The sequence below is a fragment of the Pseudomonas sp. DCA-1 genome (genome assembly GCF_046523955.1).
Taxonomy (GTDB): Bacteria; Pseudomonadota; Gammaproteobacteria; order Pseudomonadales; family Pseudomonadaceae; genus Aquipseudomonas; species Aquipseudomonas putida_Y.
In genome coordinates this window covers 4039162-4054119 of sequence record NZ_CP169881.1, presented here as the reverse complement: position 1 = coordinate 4054119, position 14958 = coordinate 4039162, and the positions used below count along the sequence as shown (strand labels likewise).

Genomic DNA, 14958 nt, shown 5'->3' with positions numbered 1-14958 from the left:
CTCCCAGGCGACGCACCTCTACCGCCATACCCTCAAGGCCACACCGCCTGGCATGACGTTGCGCAATGGCCGGGTGTGTTTGCCGTCGGTTTTAGGGGGTGGCAGAAATCGAGCGCCGCCCGCGCGGCGCTCGATCTCCCAGGCGACGCACCTCTACTGCCATACAGGCGGCGCTCGATCTCCCAGGCGACGCACCTCTACCGCCATACAGGCGGCGCTCGATCTCACGGCCGCTGAACCTGTAACGGCAAGCACCCGTCAGCCCCACCCCCAATTCCCTGACCTCCGGCAGATGAGCCCCCGGCGCGCCTATGGTAGAGTGGCGGCCTTTTTCCGAAGGGGCGTTTATTGTGTGGGAATTGGTCAAGTCCGGTGGTTGGATGATGCTGCCGATCATTCTGAGCTCCATCGCTGCCATGGCTATCGTCGTCGAACGGCTGTGGACCTTGCGCGCCAGTCGCGTCACCCCGCCGCACCTGCTGGGCCAGGTGTGGATTTGGATCAAGGACAAGCAACTGACCAGTGACAAGCTCAAGGCCCTGCGTGCCGATTCGCCACTGGGGGAAATCCTCGCGGCGGGCCTGGCCAATTCGCGTCACGGTCGGGAAATCATGAAAGAGTGCATCGAGGAGGCCGCCTCGCGCGTCATCCACGAACTGGAACGCTACATCAGTACCCTCGGCACCATCGCCGCCATGGCGCCTCTGCTGGGCCTGCTGGGCACCGTGCTGGGTATGATCGACATTTTCAGCGCCTTCATGGGCTCGCAGATGACTGCCAACGCCGCCGTACTGGCCAGTGGTATCTCCAAGGCCCTGGTCACCACTGCGGCTGGCCTGATGGTCGGTATCCCGGCGGTGTTCTTCCACCGCTTCCTGCTGCGTCGTATCGATGAACTGGTGATCGGCATGGAGCAGGAGGCGATCAAGCTGGTGGAAGTGATCCAGGGCGACCGTGAAGTGGAAGTGGCCGGAGGCAAGGGGTGAAGTTCCGGCGCAATCGCCAGCGGGAGAACGTCGACATCAACCTGGCGTCGCTGATCGACGTGGTGTTCGTCCTGCTGCTGTTCTTCGTGGTCACCACCACTTTCACGCGCGAGACCCAACTGCGCGTCGAGCTGCCCGAGGCCACCAGCGCCGAGCGGGCGCCGGCTGACCAGGGCAAGCTGGTGGAAATCACCATCAGCGCCGAAGGCGTGTACTCGGTGAACAACCACCTGCTACCCAAAAGCGACCTGGCCACCCTGAGCGAGGCCATAGAGCGCGAGTCGGGCGGCGACAACACGCTGCCGCTGGCCATCAGCGCCGACGGCAAGACCCCGCACCAGGCGGTGGTCACCGCAATGGATGCTGCCGGCAAGCTCGGTTTCAGCCAGTTGCGCATGACCACCGTCGAGGCGGCCCAGGGGACGCCTTGATGGCTTTCACCGACCGCTTGCTCGCCGCCTGGTACGCCGGGCATCCGTCGCTGGCGCTGCTGCGACCGCTGGAGGCCTTGTATCGCCGCGTGGTCACGCGCAAGCGCGCGCGTTTTCTAAGGGGTGACAGTGCCAGCTACCGGGCACCGGTACCGGTCATTGTGGTGGGCAATATCACCGTCGGTGGCACCGGCAAGACGCCAATGATCCTCTGGCTGATCGAGCACTGTCGCCAGCAAGGGCTGAAGGTGGGCGTGGTCAGCCGTGGCTATGGTGCCAAGCCTCCACGGCTGCCGTGGCGGGTGCAGGCCGATCAGCCGGCCGGTCAGGCGGGCGACGAGCCGCTGCTGATCGTGCAACGCACCGGCGTGCCACTGATGATCGACCCCGATCGTGCCCAGGCCGTGCAGGCATTGCTGGCCAGCGAACCCCTCGACTTGATCCTGTGCGACGACGGTATGCAGCATTACCGCCTGGCCCGTGACCTGGAACTGGTGCTGATCGACGCTGCCCGCGGCCTGGGCAATGGCCGCTGCCTGCCGGCGGGGCCGTTGCGTGAGCCGGCCGAGCGCTTGCGTGAGGCTGACGCGGTGCTGTTCAACGGCGCCAGCGAAGACCGCACCGATGGTTTCGGTTTCCGCCTGCAGCCGTCCGCCCTGGTCAACCTGCGCAGTGGCGAGCGCCGTCCGCTCGACTATTTCCCCGCCGGCCAGCGCTTGCATGCGGTAGCCGGTATCGGCAACCCGCAACGTTTCTTCAACACCCTGCTGGGGCTAAACTGGCAGCCGGTGCCGCATCCCTTTGCCGACCATGCGCAGTTCAGTGCCCGGAGCCTGGCTTTCAGCCCGCCACTGCCGCTGGTCATGACCGAGAAGGATGCGGTGAAATGCCGGGCCTTTGCCGCGGACGACTGGTGGTACCTGGCCGTCGAAGCGCAGCCTACGCCGGCTTTCAGCGCCTGGTTCGACAACCAGCTGCAACGCTTGTTGCGCCAACCCTGAGCCCGTTTTCAATTTCCGGCCACCTGGCCTAAAGGAAGCCTCCAATGGACACCAAACTGCTCGATATCCTCGCCTGCCCGATTACCAAGGGCCCGCTCAAGCTGAGCGCCGACAAGACCGAGCTGATCAGCAAAGGCGCTGGCCTGGCCTACCCGATTCGCGACGGTATCCCGGTCATGCTGGAAAGCGAGGCGCGCACCCTGACCGACGACGAGCGCCTTGACAAATGAGCCTGGATTTTACGGTAGTGATTCCCGCCCGGCTGCGCTCCACGCGCCTGCCAGGCAAACCGCTGCTGCTGATTGCTGGCAAGCCGATGGTGCAGCATGTGTGGGAGCAAGCCCGCAAGAGCGGTGCCAGCCGTGTAGTCATCGCCACCGACGACACCAGCATCCTCGAAGCCTGCCAGGCCTTCGGCGCCGAAGTGCTGATGACCCGTGCCGATCATGAGTCCGGCACCGACCGGCTGGCCGAAGTGGCTGCCCACCTTGGCTTGCCGGCTGATGCCATCGTGGTCAACGTGCAGGGTGATGAGCCGCTGATCCCGCCGGTGATCATCGACCAGGTGGCGGCCAACCTGGCTGCACATCCGGAAGCCGGCATCGCCACCCTGGCCGAGCCTATCCATGAGCCGGAAACCGTGTTCAACCCTAACGCGGTCAAGGTGGTGAGTGACAAGAACGGCCTGGCTCTGACGTTCAGCCGGGCGCCGCTGCCCTGGGCCCGCGATACCTTTGCCAAGGGCCGCGACGTGCTGCCGCATGGTGTGCCATATCGCCGCCATATTGGCATGTATGCCTACCGTGTCGGCTTCCTGCAGCACTTCGTCAGCTGGGGCCCATGCTGGCTTGAGCAGGCCGAAGCGCTGGAGCAGCTGCGTGCCCTGTGGCACGGCGTGCGCATTCACATCGAGGACGCCATCGAGGCGCCTGCCGTGGGTGTAGATACCCCTGAGGATCTGGAGCGCGTACGGCGCTTGCTGGAGGCCTGATGCGCGTCCTGTTTGTTTGCCTGGGCAACATCTGCCGCTCGCCCACTGCCGAAGGCGTGCTTCGCCATCAGTTGCACGCCGCGGGGCTCGCCGACAAGGTGCAGGTAGCTTCTGCGGGTACCGGTGACTGGCATGTCGGCAAAGCGCCAGACAGCCGCACCTGCAAGGCGGCTCTGGCACGCGGTTACGATTTGTCTCAACAACGCGCCCAGCAGGTCAAGGCATCGCACTTCGCCGAGTACGACCTGGTGTTGGCCATGGATGAGCACAACCTGCGCGATCTGCGCGCCCTGCGTCCGTCCACGGCGGTGGGCGAACTCGACCTGTTCTTGCGCCGTTACGGAGCAGCACTGGATGAGGTGCCAGACCCGTACTACGGTGGCGCCGACGGCTTCGAGCAGGTGCTGGATCTGGTGGAAGCGGCTTGCCAGTCGCTGGTGCTGGAAATCAAGGGGCGTCTATGACAGTGCAGTGGCAGGAGCAGGTATCGCTCAAGCCTTACAATACCTTCGGCATTGACGTGAAGGCGCGCTATTTCAGCCAGGTGCAGGACGACCAGCAGGTGCGTCAGGCACTGAGCCAGGCACACCAGAAGGGCCTGCCGGTATTTGTGATCGGTGGTGGCAGCAACCTGCTGCTGACCCGCGATATCGATGCTCTGGTGCTGCACATGGCCAGCCGCGGTCGGCGTGTGCTCAGTGACGATGGCGAGCGTATCGTGGTCGAGGCCGAGGCCGGTGAGCCATGGCACGCGTTTGTGCAGTGGACGCTGGCGCAGGGCTATTGCGGGCTGGAGAACCTCAGCCTGATCCCTGGCACCGTGGGTGCCGCGCCGATGCAGAACGTGGGCGCTTACGGGGTGGAAATCAAGGACGTATTCAACGGGCTGACAGCCCTGGATCGTGAGACTGGCGAGCTGCATGACTTCAGTTTGGCGGAATGTGCTTTCGGCTATCGCGACAGCCTTTTCAAGCGCAACCCCGGCCGCTGGTTGATCTTGCGTGTGCGCTTTGCCTTGACCCGCACCCTGCACGCTCAACTGGACTACGGTCCGGTGCGCCAACGCCTGTCTGAGCAGGGTGAGAGCGAGCTGACCGCGCAAGCGATCAGTGATGCAATCTGCAGCATTCGCCGCGAGAAGCTGCCAGACCCGGCAGAGCTTGGCAATGCCGGGAGCTTCTTCAAGAACCCGGTGGTGACGGCTGATCTGGTCGAGCGTATTCGTGCGCAGTATCCGGGGGTTGTGGCATATCCCCAGGCTGATGGTCAGGTGAAGCTGGCGGCGGGCTGGTTGATCGAGCAGGCGGGCTGGAAGGGCCATCGTGAGGGTGATGCTGGCGTGCATCGCTTGCAGTCGCTGGTGCTGGTCAACTATGGGCAGGCGAGCGGGGCGCAGATGCATGCGCTGGCGCGGCAGATCCAGGCGGATATCCTCGAGCGGTTTGGGGTTGAGCTGGAGATGGAGCCTAATCTTTACTGATTGGCTGCCTGTGAACCTCCCGTAGGAGCGGGTTTACCCGCGAAGAGGCCGGGACAGCAAGCCAAAAAAAGCCCCGCCAGTGCGAACTGGCGGGGCTTTTTCATTCAGCTTTGGCTATCAGCCGTGATGAGGTTTGTGCTCATCGGCGGATTCCAAGGCTGGTTCCTGGGAGGCTGCAGCAGCTTCCTGTGCGGCTTTGGCAGCAGCCTCGGCCTCACGCTTGCGGCGACGCACTTCACGTGGGTCGTTCGGTGCGCGGCCGTTGGCCAGCATGACAGTGGCAGGTTCGGCCGCTGCAGGTGCAGGTTCGGCCGCCACTTCTGGCTGGGCTTCGACAACCGGGGCAGGCTGCACGGCAACCGGGGTGACTTCGACCATGGCCGGGGCCTGTTCGCTCTCGCCGCCTTCCACCGCAGGGGCTTCTACTGGGGTTTGAGTGGCCACGGGTTCTGCAACCACGGCCGGCTCAACAGCAGGAGTATTTTCAGCAACAGGCTGCGGGGCAGTTTCGACCACAGGCTCGGCAGTTGCCTCGGCTACGGTCACTGGCTCGGTGACCGGCTGCTCTACCGCTGGGGCCACGGCTGCTTCTTCAGCTTTGGCGACTGCTTCGACGGGCTCAGCCGGCTGGGCGGCTTCGCTGCTGTCGGTTTCTGCAACAGCAGCGACTTCGGCGGTGGCACGTTCTGCCTGCTGGTTGGCCTGGGCTTCTGCGTCGGAGCTGATGTTGCTGCTGGCAACAGCGGCAGTCACGGCAAGGCCGGCGGCCAGTTCGGCACTCAGCTCGGTGGCCTGGTGCTGTTGTGGCTGCTCTTCGCTGCCTTCTTCTTCACTGCCGTCGATCAGCTCGCCATTGGCGTTGCGCTGACGCTCACGACGGTTGCTGCGACGACGCTGGCCACGGGAGCGGCGGCGCGGGCGCTCGCCATCGGTGCCTTCCTGCTCGTCTTGCAGCAGCTCTTCGCTTGGCAGTTGCTCTTCGGCCAGTTCGGCAGCCTGTTCGGTTGCTTCTTCGGCAGCGCGTGGTTGGCGCTCTTCGCGTGGTGGGCGCGGGGCACGTTCTTCGCGAGGGGCGCGCTCTTCACGTGGAGCACGTTCTTCACGAGGTGCGCGTTCTTCACGTGGAGCACGTTCTTCACGAGGTGCGCGCTCTTCGCGTGGAGCACGTTCTTCACGAGGGGCGCGCTCTTCGCGTGGAGCACGTTCTTCACGAGGGGCGCGCTCTTCGCGTGGAGCACGTTCTTCGCGTGGAGCACGTTCTTCGCGAGGGGCACGCTCTTCACGAGGTGCGCGCTCTTCGCGTGGAGCACGCTCTTCACGCGGCTGGCGCTCTTCACGTTCGGCTGGCGGGGTAGCGTCCAGCGGCTCGCGCAGTTCGCGAACGCGCTCTTCGCCGCGGTTGCTACGGCGGTCTTCGCGTGGCCGGCGTGGAGCACGTTCTTCACGCGGTGCACGTTCTTCGCGTGGGGCGCGCTCCTCACGCGGTGCACGCTCTTCACGTGGGGCGCGTTCCTCGCGCGGTGCACGCTCGGCACGCTCTTCACGCGGCTTGCGTTCTTCGTCGCGGCGGCCGTTGCGGTTGCGGCTTTGCTGGCGGCCGTTGCGGCGCTCTTCGTTGCGCGGGCTGCGTTCGGCAGCCGGTTTTTCGGCGGCGGGAACCACTGGCGCGGCGGCAGGCTCGTCCTTGCCGGCGAACAGGCTGACCAGCGACTTCACCAGGCCCTTGAACAGGCTTGGCTCCGGAGCGCTCGGGGCAGGGGCGACCGGGGCGGCAGGCTGGGACTCTTCAGCGGTGGCCGGTACCGGTGCGTTGGCGCGGGCCGGGGCCGTCTTCACTGCGGCTTCCTGGCGTACCAGGGTGCGAGTGGCGGTCGGCTGCGGCGCTTCTTCGGCTTCGGCGGCGGCGATTTCGTAGCTGGACTGGTTGTTCAGCACTTCAGGGTTGTCGTCGCGCAGGCGCTGGACTTCGAAGTGCGGGGTCTCCAGGTGGTCGTTCGGCAGGATGATGATGCGCGCACGGGTGCGCAGCTCGATCTTGGTGATCGAATTGCGCTTTTCGTTCAGCAGGAAGGCGGCCACCGGGATCGGCACTTGGGCACGTACTTCGGCGGTGCGGTCCTTCAGGGCTTCTTCTTCGATCAGGCGCAGGATGGCCAGCGACAGCGACTCGACATCACGGATGATGCCGGTGCCGGAGCAGCGTGGGCAGACGATGCCGCTGCTTTCGCCCAGCGATGGGCGCAGACGCTGGCGGGACATTTCCAGCAGGCCGAAGCGTGAGATGCGGCCTACCTGCACGCGGGCGCGGTCGGCTTCCAGGCATTCGCGAACGCGCTCTTCAACGGCGCGCTGGTTCTTCGCCGGGGTCATGTCGATGAAGTCGATGACGATCAGGCCGCCGATGTCACGCAGGCGCAGCTGGCGGGCGATTTCCTCGGCCGCTTCCAGGTTGGTCTGCAGGGCGGTTTCTTCGATGTCGCTGCCTTTGGTGGCGCGCGCCGAGTTGATGTCGATGGACACCAGGGCTTCGGTCGGGTCGATCACGATCGAGCCACCGGACGGCAGGTCAACCACGCGCTGGAAGGCCGTCTCGATCTGGCTTTCGATCTGGAAGCGGTTGAACAGCGGCACGCTGTCTTCGTACAGCTTGACCTTGCTGGCGTACTGCGGCATCACCTGGCGGATGAAGGTCAGCGCTTCTTCCTGGGCTTCGATGCTGTCGATCAGCACTTCGCCGATGTCCTGGCGCAGGTAGTCGCGAATGGCGCGGATGATGACGTTGCTTTCCTGATAGATCAGGAATGGCGCGGCGCGGTCTAGGGACGCTTCCTTGATGGCGGTCCACAGTTGCAGCAGGTAGTCCAGGTCCCACTGCATTTCTTCGCTGCTGCGGCCAAGGCCGGCAGTGCGCACGATCAGGCCCATGTCGCCCGGCACGGTCAGGCCGTTCAGCGCTTCGCGCAGTTCGTTGCGCTCTTCGCCTTCGATGCGGCGGGAGATGCCACCGGCACGTGGGTTGTTGGGCATCAGCACCAGGTAGCGGCCGGCCAGGCTGATGAAGGTAGTGAGGGCGGCGCCTTTGTTGCCGCGCTCTTCCTTCTCGACCTGGACAATGACTTCCTGGCCTTCGCTGAGCACTTCCTTGATGTTGACCCGGCCTTCTGGGGCCTTCTTGAAGTACTCGCGGGAGATTTCTTTCAGCGGCAGGAAGCCGTGACGTTCGGAACCGAAGTCGACGAAGGCGGCTTCGAGGCTGGGTTCGATGCGGGTGATCTTGCCTTTGTAGATGTTGGCCTTTTTCTGCTCGCGCGCGCCGGACTCGATGTCCAGATCGTAGAGACGTTGGCCGTCCACCAGGGCTACACGCAACTCTTCGGGTTGAGTCGCGTTAATCAGCATTCTTTTCATGTTGTACCGTCGGTTTCCGGGCTGCCGGAAACGGCGTTCGGCACACACGACGTCTCATGGTCGGTGCCAAGGTGCGCAAAGGGTGGCCGGGCCACCCCCGTGTCGAGCGACGTTCGGCACCAGCCGGTTGCCCAGCCTGCCGTTGTCGCGACGACGCGTCCTGTTTGCTGCGGTGCCAACAAGGCCCCGGTGGCTTCGAATAGGTATCCGAATCAACCAAGCGGGCCTTGTGCACTCAGTCAGGAGGAGGAATCAACCGTCAGCCGTGGACGCCCGGTGGGCATCTGTTCAGGACCTTATCCGCTCACCAGCCGTCAGTGGGCTGGTGGCCGGACGCGGTGCTACACGGTCCGAGGGCTGTGCATCTCCACCCTGCACGTATCCCTGATAATTCGGGTGCTGCCGCGCGCTGAATCCGCAACGGGTTGCATTTTTCGCCAGCGCTGGTTCTGCGCTGGCGCCATTCATGTCCAAGGCAGGTATTTCCGAAGCATTCGCCGGGCGTTGCGTGGAAGCGACTCGCGGGCAGAGGTGCAGCGAAAAGAATCGGGTAAGCAGGTGAAACACCGCACTTGTCGTTTTTTTTCGGTCTTCTCTACACGGCGCTGGTGGCGATTCCAGGCATTTCGGTAAACTGGCGAAAACCCCGTAGGACGGCCTCGCGTCCTGGAGAATTGCGAAGGTCAGGGACCGGCAAAGAGCCTGGTGCCGCTGGCCTGCCGCTTTTGGCGGCGTTCGCGACTATAGCAGCAATGATTAAGTGCTTCAATTCCATAAAAAATTGTTATGATCCCGCAATGACGACCAATACCCCTCCGACTTCCGGCGTTCAGCTGATCGAAGTCGCGCCGGAGCTTGCCGGCCAACGCATCGATAATTTCCTCATCACGGCCCTCAAGGGCGTGCCCAAGACACTGGTCTACCGCATCCTGCGCAAGGGTGAGGTGAGGGTCAACAAGGGCCGCGTCAAGCCGGAGTACAAAATCCAGGCCGGCGACATCGTACGGGTGCCGCCCGTTCGCCTGCCGGAGCGAGACGAGCCGGCACCGGTGGCCCAAGGCCTGCTGCAGCGCCTGGAAGCCGCCATTGTCTACGAAGACAAGGCGCTTATCGTGATGAACAAGCCGGCCGGCATCGCCGTGCATGGCGGCAGTGGCCTGAGCTTCGGGGTGATCGAGGCGCTGCGCCAGTTGCGCCCCGACGCCAAGGAGCTGGAGCTGGTGCACCGCCTGGATCGCGACACGTCTGGCCTGTTGATGATTGCTAAGAAGCGCAGCATGCTGCGCCACCTGCATGCCGCCCTGCGCGGCGATGGTGTCGACAAGCGCTACATGGCGCTGGTGCGCGGCCACTGGCCAACCTCGAAAAAGCAGGTCAACGCGCCGTTGCTCAAGAGCAACCTGCGTTCTGGCGAGCGCATGGTCGAAGTGAACGAGGAAGGCAAGGAGGCGCTCACCCTGTTTCGCGTGCTGCGCCGCTTTGGTGACTTTGCCACCATTGTCGAGGCGCGCCCGATCACCGGTCGTACCCATCAGATCCGCGTGCATACCCTGCATGCCGGGCACATGATCGCTGGCGACAGCAAATACGGCGACGAAGATTTCAGTCGCGAAATTCGTGAGCTGGGTGGCAAGCGCCTGTTCCTGCATGCCTATGCGTTGACCGTGCCGCTACCAGACGGTGGCGAGTTGAAGCTCGAGGCGCCTGTGGATGAGGTTTGGGCGAAAACCATTGAACGGCTGAGTGCGTCCTGATCCATGAAAAAGGGCTATGAGCTACTGATCTTCGACTGGGATGGCACTCTGGCCGATTCCATTGGGCGTATCGTCCAGGCCATGAATGTTGCCGCCGAGCGTGCCGGCGAGGCGCAGAGCAGCGACGCTGCGGTCAAGGGTATCATCGGTCTGGCCTTGGACGAGGCGATCCATACCTTGTACCCACACCTGTCGCCCGCAGGGGTTGCCAGCTTCCGTCAGCACTATGCCGATGTCTACGTTGCGCTGGATCAGCAGCCTTCGCCGCTGTTCGATGGCGTGGTCGAGTCGCTGGATGCCTTTCGTGCCGAGGGTTACCGCCTGGCGGTGGCCACCGGCAAGGCCCGTCGCGGGCTGGATCGGGTGCTCAAGGCCAATGGTTGGGAGCAGTTCTTCGATATCACCCGCGCCGCTGACGAGACCCGGGGCAAGCCGCACCCGCTGATGCTTGAGGAAATCCTCGGCCATTGTGGTGTCGAACCGGCGCGTGCGCTGATGGTCGGAGATTCGGCATTCGACCTGCAAATGGCCAGCAATGCCGGCATGCATTCGGTGGCGGTTGGCTATGGTGCCATGTCGCTGCAGGCGCTGGCCGAGTTTGGTCCGCAGGTATGCATCGATCACTTTTCCCAGTTGCGCGAGTGGCTGGGTGGTTCCGCAATTCCACTTCCAAGGTAGGTAAGCATGGCAGACGAATGGAAAGCCCCCGAGGCCGAGCGCGAGGAGCGCGAAGAGCGCAACAGCTGGAAGCTGCTGGAAAAGACCTTGCTGGCCAGCGTGCAGGAGCAGCGACGGTCACGGCGCTGGGGGATCTTCTTCAAACTGCTGACCTTCGTCTACTTGTTCGGCATTCTGGCGTTGTTCTCGCCGCTGATGGACATGGACAAGGCTGCTTCGCGCAGTGCCAGCCATACCGCGCTGGTCGAGGTGCGCGGGGTGATTGCCGATCAGGAGGCTGCCAGCGCCGACAACATCGTCAAGAGCTTGCGAGAGGCGTTCAGGGACGACAAGACCAAGGCTGTGGTGATGCGCATCAACAGCCCGGGTGGCAGCCCGGTGCAAGCGGGTTACGTGTATGACGAAATCCGTCGCCTGCGTGCTGAGTATCCTGCCATCAAGCTGTATGCGGTCATCACTGATCTTGGTGCTTCCGGTGCCTATTACATCGCCAGTGCGGCGGACGAGATCTATGCCGACAAGGCCAGCCTGGTGGGCTCCATTGGCGTGACGGCGGCCGGTTATGGCTTTGTCGGCACCATGGAGAAGCTGGGGGTCGAGCGGCGTGCCTACACTTCGGGTGAGCACAAGGCGTTCCTTGATCCTTTTTCGCCGGAAAAACCAGAAGAGACCCGGTTCTGGCAGGGTGTGCTGGATACCACGCACCAGCAGTTCATCGCCATGGTCAAGCAGGGGCGGGGTGAGCGCCTGAAGGATAAGGAGCACCCGGAGTTGTTCAGTGGCCTGATCTGGTCGGGTGAGCAGGCCAAGGCGTTGGGGCTTGTGGATGGCCTGGGCAGTGCCAGCTATGTGGCGCGTGAGATCGTGGGTGAGAAAGAGTTGGTGGACTTCACCGTTCAGGAGTCGCCGTTCGATCGCTTCTCCAAGCGCGTGGGGGCCAGCGTGGCTGAGCACCTGGCGATGTGGATGGGGTTCCAGGGGCCGCAGTTGCGCTGAGGGCTCGTCGCGCGGTGTTTGTCGCGCGATTCGCGGGGTTTGTGAGGTCGAGCGCCGCCCGCGCGGCGCATCGCGAGCTGCGCTCGCTCCTGCGTTTGTTTCAGGCCAATCATTCCTGTGCCATTTGCACGCGAACGCCTTGGCGCATGACGCAATATCACCTCGCACAAACAAGGCGGTCGCGCGCGCCTGTAACAGGCGTTACTGGCCCGAAACAAACGTAGGAGCGAGCGTAGCTCGCGATGCGCCGCGCGGGCGGCGCTCGACCTCGCTGACAACAAAAAAACTCAAGCCAGGCTAAGGTATCTCCACCCCTTCCATTCCTGTGTCATTTGCGCGCGAACGCCTTGGCGCATGACGCAATATCGCGTCGCACAAACAAGGCGGTCGCGCGCGCCTGTAACAGGCGTTACTGGCCTGAAACAAACGTAGGAGCGAGCGCAGCTCGCGATGCGCCGCGCGGGCGGCGCTCGATCGCGCTGACAACAAAAAACTCAAGCCAGGCTAAGGTATCTCCACCCCTTCCATTCCTGTGCCATTTGCACGCGAACGCCTTGGCGCATGACGCAATATCGCGTCGCACAAACAAGGCGGTCGCGCGCGCCTGTAACAGGCGTTACTGGCCTGAAACAAACGTAGGCGCGAGCGTAGCTCGCGATGCGCCGCGCGGGCGGCGCTCGACCTCGCTGACAACAAAAAACTCAAGCCAGGCTAAGGTATCTCCACCCCTTCCTTCATCAGCATATCCACCAGCCGAATCAACGGCAGCCCGATCAGGCTGGTCGCATCGCACCCGTGCGTGCCCTGGAACAAGCTAACCCCCAGCCCCTCCGCCTTGAAGCTGCCAGCGCAATCCAGCGGTTGTTCCGCTGCCACATAACGCTCGACCCGCTCCCTGCTCAACTCGCGCAGCGTCACCGTAAACGGCACGCAATCCACCTGGCAGTGCCCGGTTGAGCTGTTGAGCAGCGCCAGCCCGGTCAGAAAGCTCACCTGTTGCCCGCTGCACTCCAGCAGTTGCTCGCAGGCGCGCTCGAACGTGTGCGGCTTGCCCAGCACCTGCTCACCCAATACTGCAACCTGGTCCGAGCCGATAATCAGGTGCCCAGGGTAGCTGTCTGCCAGTGCCTCGGCCTTTTGCCTGGCCAGCCGGCGTACCAGCTCCACGGGCGGCTCGCCATCCAGGCGTTGCTCGTCTATATCGGGGCTTGCCCAGGTGAAGGGCAGGTGCAGGCGTGCGAGCAGTTCGCGGCGATAGGCAGAGCTGGAAGCCAGTAACAAAGGAAGCATGGTAGACTCCGGGTTCGGTTGAACCAATTCTATCACGCACGATGCCGCCTAATTTCCTTTGACAGGGGCGGGGGGCATCCCTAGAATGCTGCGCCTATGTTGAATGACCCGATTCCACCTCACGTTGACCCGCGCAAATTAGCCGATCGTGGCGTAACCCTTAACGGTTCGCTGCAACTCGCTGATTTGGAAAGACTCTGCGACCCGCTTTCCGACAATGTCGGTACGGTGCAGGCGAAGTTCGATTTTGAACGAGATGAACAGCACGTGGTGGTTATCCACAGCGAGCTGGACGTCGAAGTCAAGATGGTTTGCCAGCGTTGTCTTGAGCTGGTCACCCTGCCGATCCACAGCGAATGTACTTACGCAGTGGTGAAGGAGGGTGCGAATACCCAGTCGTTGCCGAAAGGCTATGACGTGCTGGAACTGGGCGAAGATCCTTTGGATCTGCAGGCATTGGTCGAGGAGGAGCTTTTGCTCGCCTTGCCAATCGTGCCTGCTCATCATCCGGAAGAATGCCAGCAGCCGGCGGGCGCAGACGAGCCCGAATCGAGCAAGGACGAGGTATCGCGGTCCAACCCGTTCAGTGTTTTGGCGCAGTTAAAGCGTGACCCAAACGTTTAGGAGTTAATCAATTATGGCTGTTCAGCAGAACAAAAAATCCCGCTCTGCCCGTGACATGCGCCGTTCGCACGACGCCCTGTCGGAAAACGCGCTGTCGGTAGAGAAAACCACCGGTGAAGTTCACCTGCGTCACCACGTTTCGCCAGAAGGCGTATACCGTGGTCGCAAAGTGGTCGACAAGGGCGCTGACGAGTAATCCTTGTCCGCTCAGGTCATCGCGATCGACGCAATGGGCGGGGACTTCGGTCCCCGCAGCATTGTCCAGGCTAGCATTGCCTGCCTTTCGGCTACCCCCTCGCTGCACCTGACCCTCGTCGGTCAACCCTCCCTCCTTGAAGATCTCGTCAGTGGCCTGCCAGCTGCGGATCGTGCGCGCCTGCAGATTGTCGCCGCCAGTGAGGTGGTCGGCATGGACGAGCGGCCATCCCAGGCGTTGCGCGGCAAGCCGGATTCGTCGATGCGCATCGCCCTCGAACTGGTACGCGACGGAAAAGCCCAGGCCTGCGTCAGTGCCGGCAATACCGGGGCGCTGATGGCGTTGTCGCGCTTTGTGCTCAAGACTCTGCCGGGTATCGACCGGCCGGCCATGGTGGCGGCGATCCCGACCCAGACGGGTTACTGCCAACTGCTCGATCTGGGCGCCAATGTCGACTGCAGTGCCGAAAACCTCTACCAGTTCGCTGTAATGGGCTCTGTGGCTGCCCAGGCTCTGGGTGTGCACCGGCCAAGGGTCGCGCTGTTGAATATCGGTACCGAGGACATCAAGGGTAACCAGCAGGTCAAGCTGGCTGCCACGCTGTTGCAGAATGCCCGCGGCCTCAACTATGTCGGTTTCGTCGAAGGGGATGGCCTGTACCGGGGTGAGGCAGACGTGGTGGTGTGCGACGGTTTTGTCGGCAACATACTGCTCAAGTCCAGCGAAGGCCTGGCGACGATGATCGGTGCGCGCATCGAAAAACTGTTCAAGGGCGGTGCTTTTGCCCGTGTTGCCGGGGCTGTTGCCATGCCGCTGCTCAAGCGTCTGCAAGCTGACCTGGCGCCGGCGCGGCATAATGGGGCGAGCTTTCTGGGGCTGCAGGGTATCGTCATCAAGAGCCATGGTTCGGCGGGCGTGCAGGGGTTTCAGAGTGCCATCCAGCGGGCGCTGATCGAAATTCAGGAAAACCTGCCGCAGCGGCTGCATGGCCGCCTTGAAGACCTGTTGCCTTAGGCATTTCGCCGATGAAGTGCTTAAATGTGACCGCTTGGTCTGTGTTTCCATCCAAGTTTTCAGATTCCGCGCCTGGCCTCGGGCCTGGCGCACACTATCCGACGACAAG

At 63.1% G+C, this 14958-nt stretch carries 15 protein-coding genes; 13 read left to right on the top strand and 2 right to left on the bottom strand.

Annotation, left to right across the window (positions count from 1 at the left end):
• Window positions 1-350 precede the first annotated feature (350 nt).
• From ACE4QZ_RS19085 to murB, 7 genes are read left to right on the top strand one after another with little or no spacing between them, the layout of a single operon-like run.
• Window positions 351-986, top strand: a complete 636-nt coding sequence (locus tag ACE4QZ_RS19085; protein WP_031322710.1) for a MotA/TolQ/ExbB proton channel family protein — start codon at window positions 351-353, stop codon at window positions 984-986.
• Window positions 983-1417 carry an ExbD/TolR family protein gene (locus ACE4QZ_RS19080; protein WP_021784971.1) on the top strand — a complete coding sequence of 145 codons (435 nt, stop codon included), beginning with the start codon at window positions 983-985 and terminating at the stop codon, window positions 1415-1417. The genes ACE4QZ_RS19085 and ACE4QZ_RS19080 overlap by 4 nt, the downstream gene beginning before the upstream one ends.
• Entirely contained in the window at window positions 1417-2418 is a 1002-nt protein-coding gene (gene lpxK / locus ACE4QZ_RS19075) for a tetraacyldisaccharide 4'-kinase (protein WP_021784972.1), read from the top strand. Before ACE4QZ_RS19080 ends, lpxK begins: the two co-directional genes overlap by 1 nt.
• A gap of 44 nt (window positions 2419-2462) precedes the next feature.
• The gene (locus ACE4QZ_RS19070) at window positions 2463-2648 is read left to right on the top strand and encodes a Trm112 family protein (protein ID WP_003247142.1); all 186 of its coding nucleotides are present in this window, start codon (window positions 2463-2465) and stop codon (window positions 2646-2648) included.
• Window positions 2645-3409 (top strand): 3-deoxy-manno-octulosonate cytidylyltransferase, encoded by a 765-nt coding sequence (gene kdsB, locus ACE4QZ_RS19065; RefSeq protein ID WP_021784973.1) that lies wholly within the window; start codon window positions 2645-2647, stop codon window positions 3407-3409. Before ACE4QZ_RS19070 ends, kdsB begins: the two co-directional genes overlap by 4 nt.
• Entirely contained in the window at window positions 3409-3873 is a 465-nt protein-coding gene (locus ACE4QZ_RS19060) for a low molecular weight protein-tyrosine-phosphatase (RefSeq protein ID WP_019752229.1), read from the top strand. Before kdsB ends, ACE4QZ_RS19060 begins: the two co-directional genes overlap by 1 nt.
• Entirely contained in the window at window positions 3870-4889 is a 1020-nt protein-coding gene (gene murB / locus ACE4QZ_RS19055) for a UDP-N-acetylmuramate dehydrogenase (RefSeq protein WP_021784974.1), read from the top strand. The genes ACE4QZ_RS19060 and murB overlap by 4 nt, the downstream gene beginning before the upstream one ends.
• 117 nt (window positions 4890-5006) lie before the next feature.
• Here murB and rne read toward each other — a convergent pair whose 3' ends face one another.
• A complete protein-coding gene (gene rne / locus ACE4QZ_RS19050) occupies window positions 5007-8297 on the bottom strand; it encodes a ribonuclease E (protein WP_410480119.1) in 3291 nt (1096 codons plus the stop codon).
• Between the two features lie 797 nt (window positions 8298-9094).
• Here rne and rluC point away from each other — a divergent pair.
• Genes rluC through ACE4QZ_RS19035 form a run of 3 tightly spaced genes read left to right on the top strand, consistent with a single transcriptional unit; the run spans window position 9095 to window position 11725 of the window.
• Window positions 9095-10051, top strand: coding sequence for a 23S rRNA pseudouridine(955/2504/2580) synthase RluC (gene rluC, locus ACE4QZ_RS19045; protein ID WP_031322712.1), 957 nt, complete (start codon window positions 9095-9097; stop codon window positions 10049-10051).
• A gap of 3 nt (window positions 10052-10054) precedes the next feature.
• On the top strand, window positions 10055-10729 hold the full coding sequence (locus ACE4QZ_RS19040; RefSeq protein WP_021784977.1) for an HAD family hydrolase: 675 nt from the start codon (window positions 10055-10057) through the stop codon (window positions 10727-10729).
• Between the two features lie 6 nt (window positions 10730-10735).
• A complete protein-coding gene (locus tag ACE4QZ_RS19035; RefSeq protein ID WP_021784978.1) occupies window positions 10736-11725 on the top strand; it encodes a S49 family peptidase in 990 nt (329 codons plus the stop codon).
• Between the two features lie 711 nt (window positions 11726-12436).
• Here ACE4QZ_RS19035 and ACE4QZ_RS19030 read toward each other — a convergent pair.
• Entirely contained in the window at window positions 12437-13015 is a 579-nt protein-coding gene (locus tag ACE4QZ_RS19030; protein ID WP_101195962.1) for a Maf family protein, read from the bottom strand.
• A gap of 96 nt (window positions 13016-13111) precedes the next feature.
• Here ACE4QZ_RS19030 and ACE4QZ_RS19025 point away from each other — a divergent pair, with 96 nt between their 5' ends.
• From ACE4QZ_RS19025 to plsX, 3 genes are read left to right on the top strand one after another with little or no spacing between them, the layout of a single operon-like run.
• Window positions 13112-13639 (top strand): YceD family protein, encoded by a 528-nt coding sequence (locus tag ACE4QZ_RS19025; protein WP_010952934.1) that lies wholly within the window; start codon window positions 13112-13114, stop codon window positions 13637-13639.
• Window positions 13640-13652: 13 nt separating this feature from the next.
• On the top strand, window positions 13653-13835 hold the full coding sequence (rpmF, locus tag ACE4QZ_RS19020; protein WP_003247154.1) for a 50S ribosomal protein L32: 183 nt from the start codon (window positions 13653-13655) through the stop codon (window positions 13833-13835).
• A gap of 3 nt (window positions 13836-13838) precedes the next feature.
• Window positions 13839-14849 (top strand): phosphate acyltransferase PlsX, encoded by a 1011-nt coding sequence (gene plsX, locus ACE4QZ_RS19015; RefSeq protein WP_021784981.1) that lies wholly within the window; start codon window positions 13839-13841, stop codon window positions 14847-14849.
• Window positions 14850-14958 lie beyond the last annotated feature (109 nt).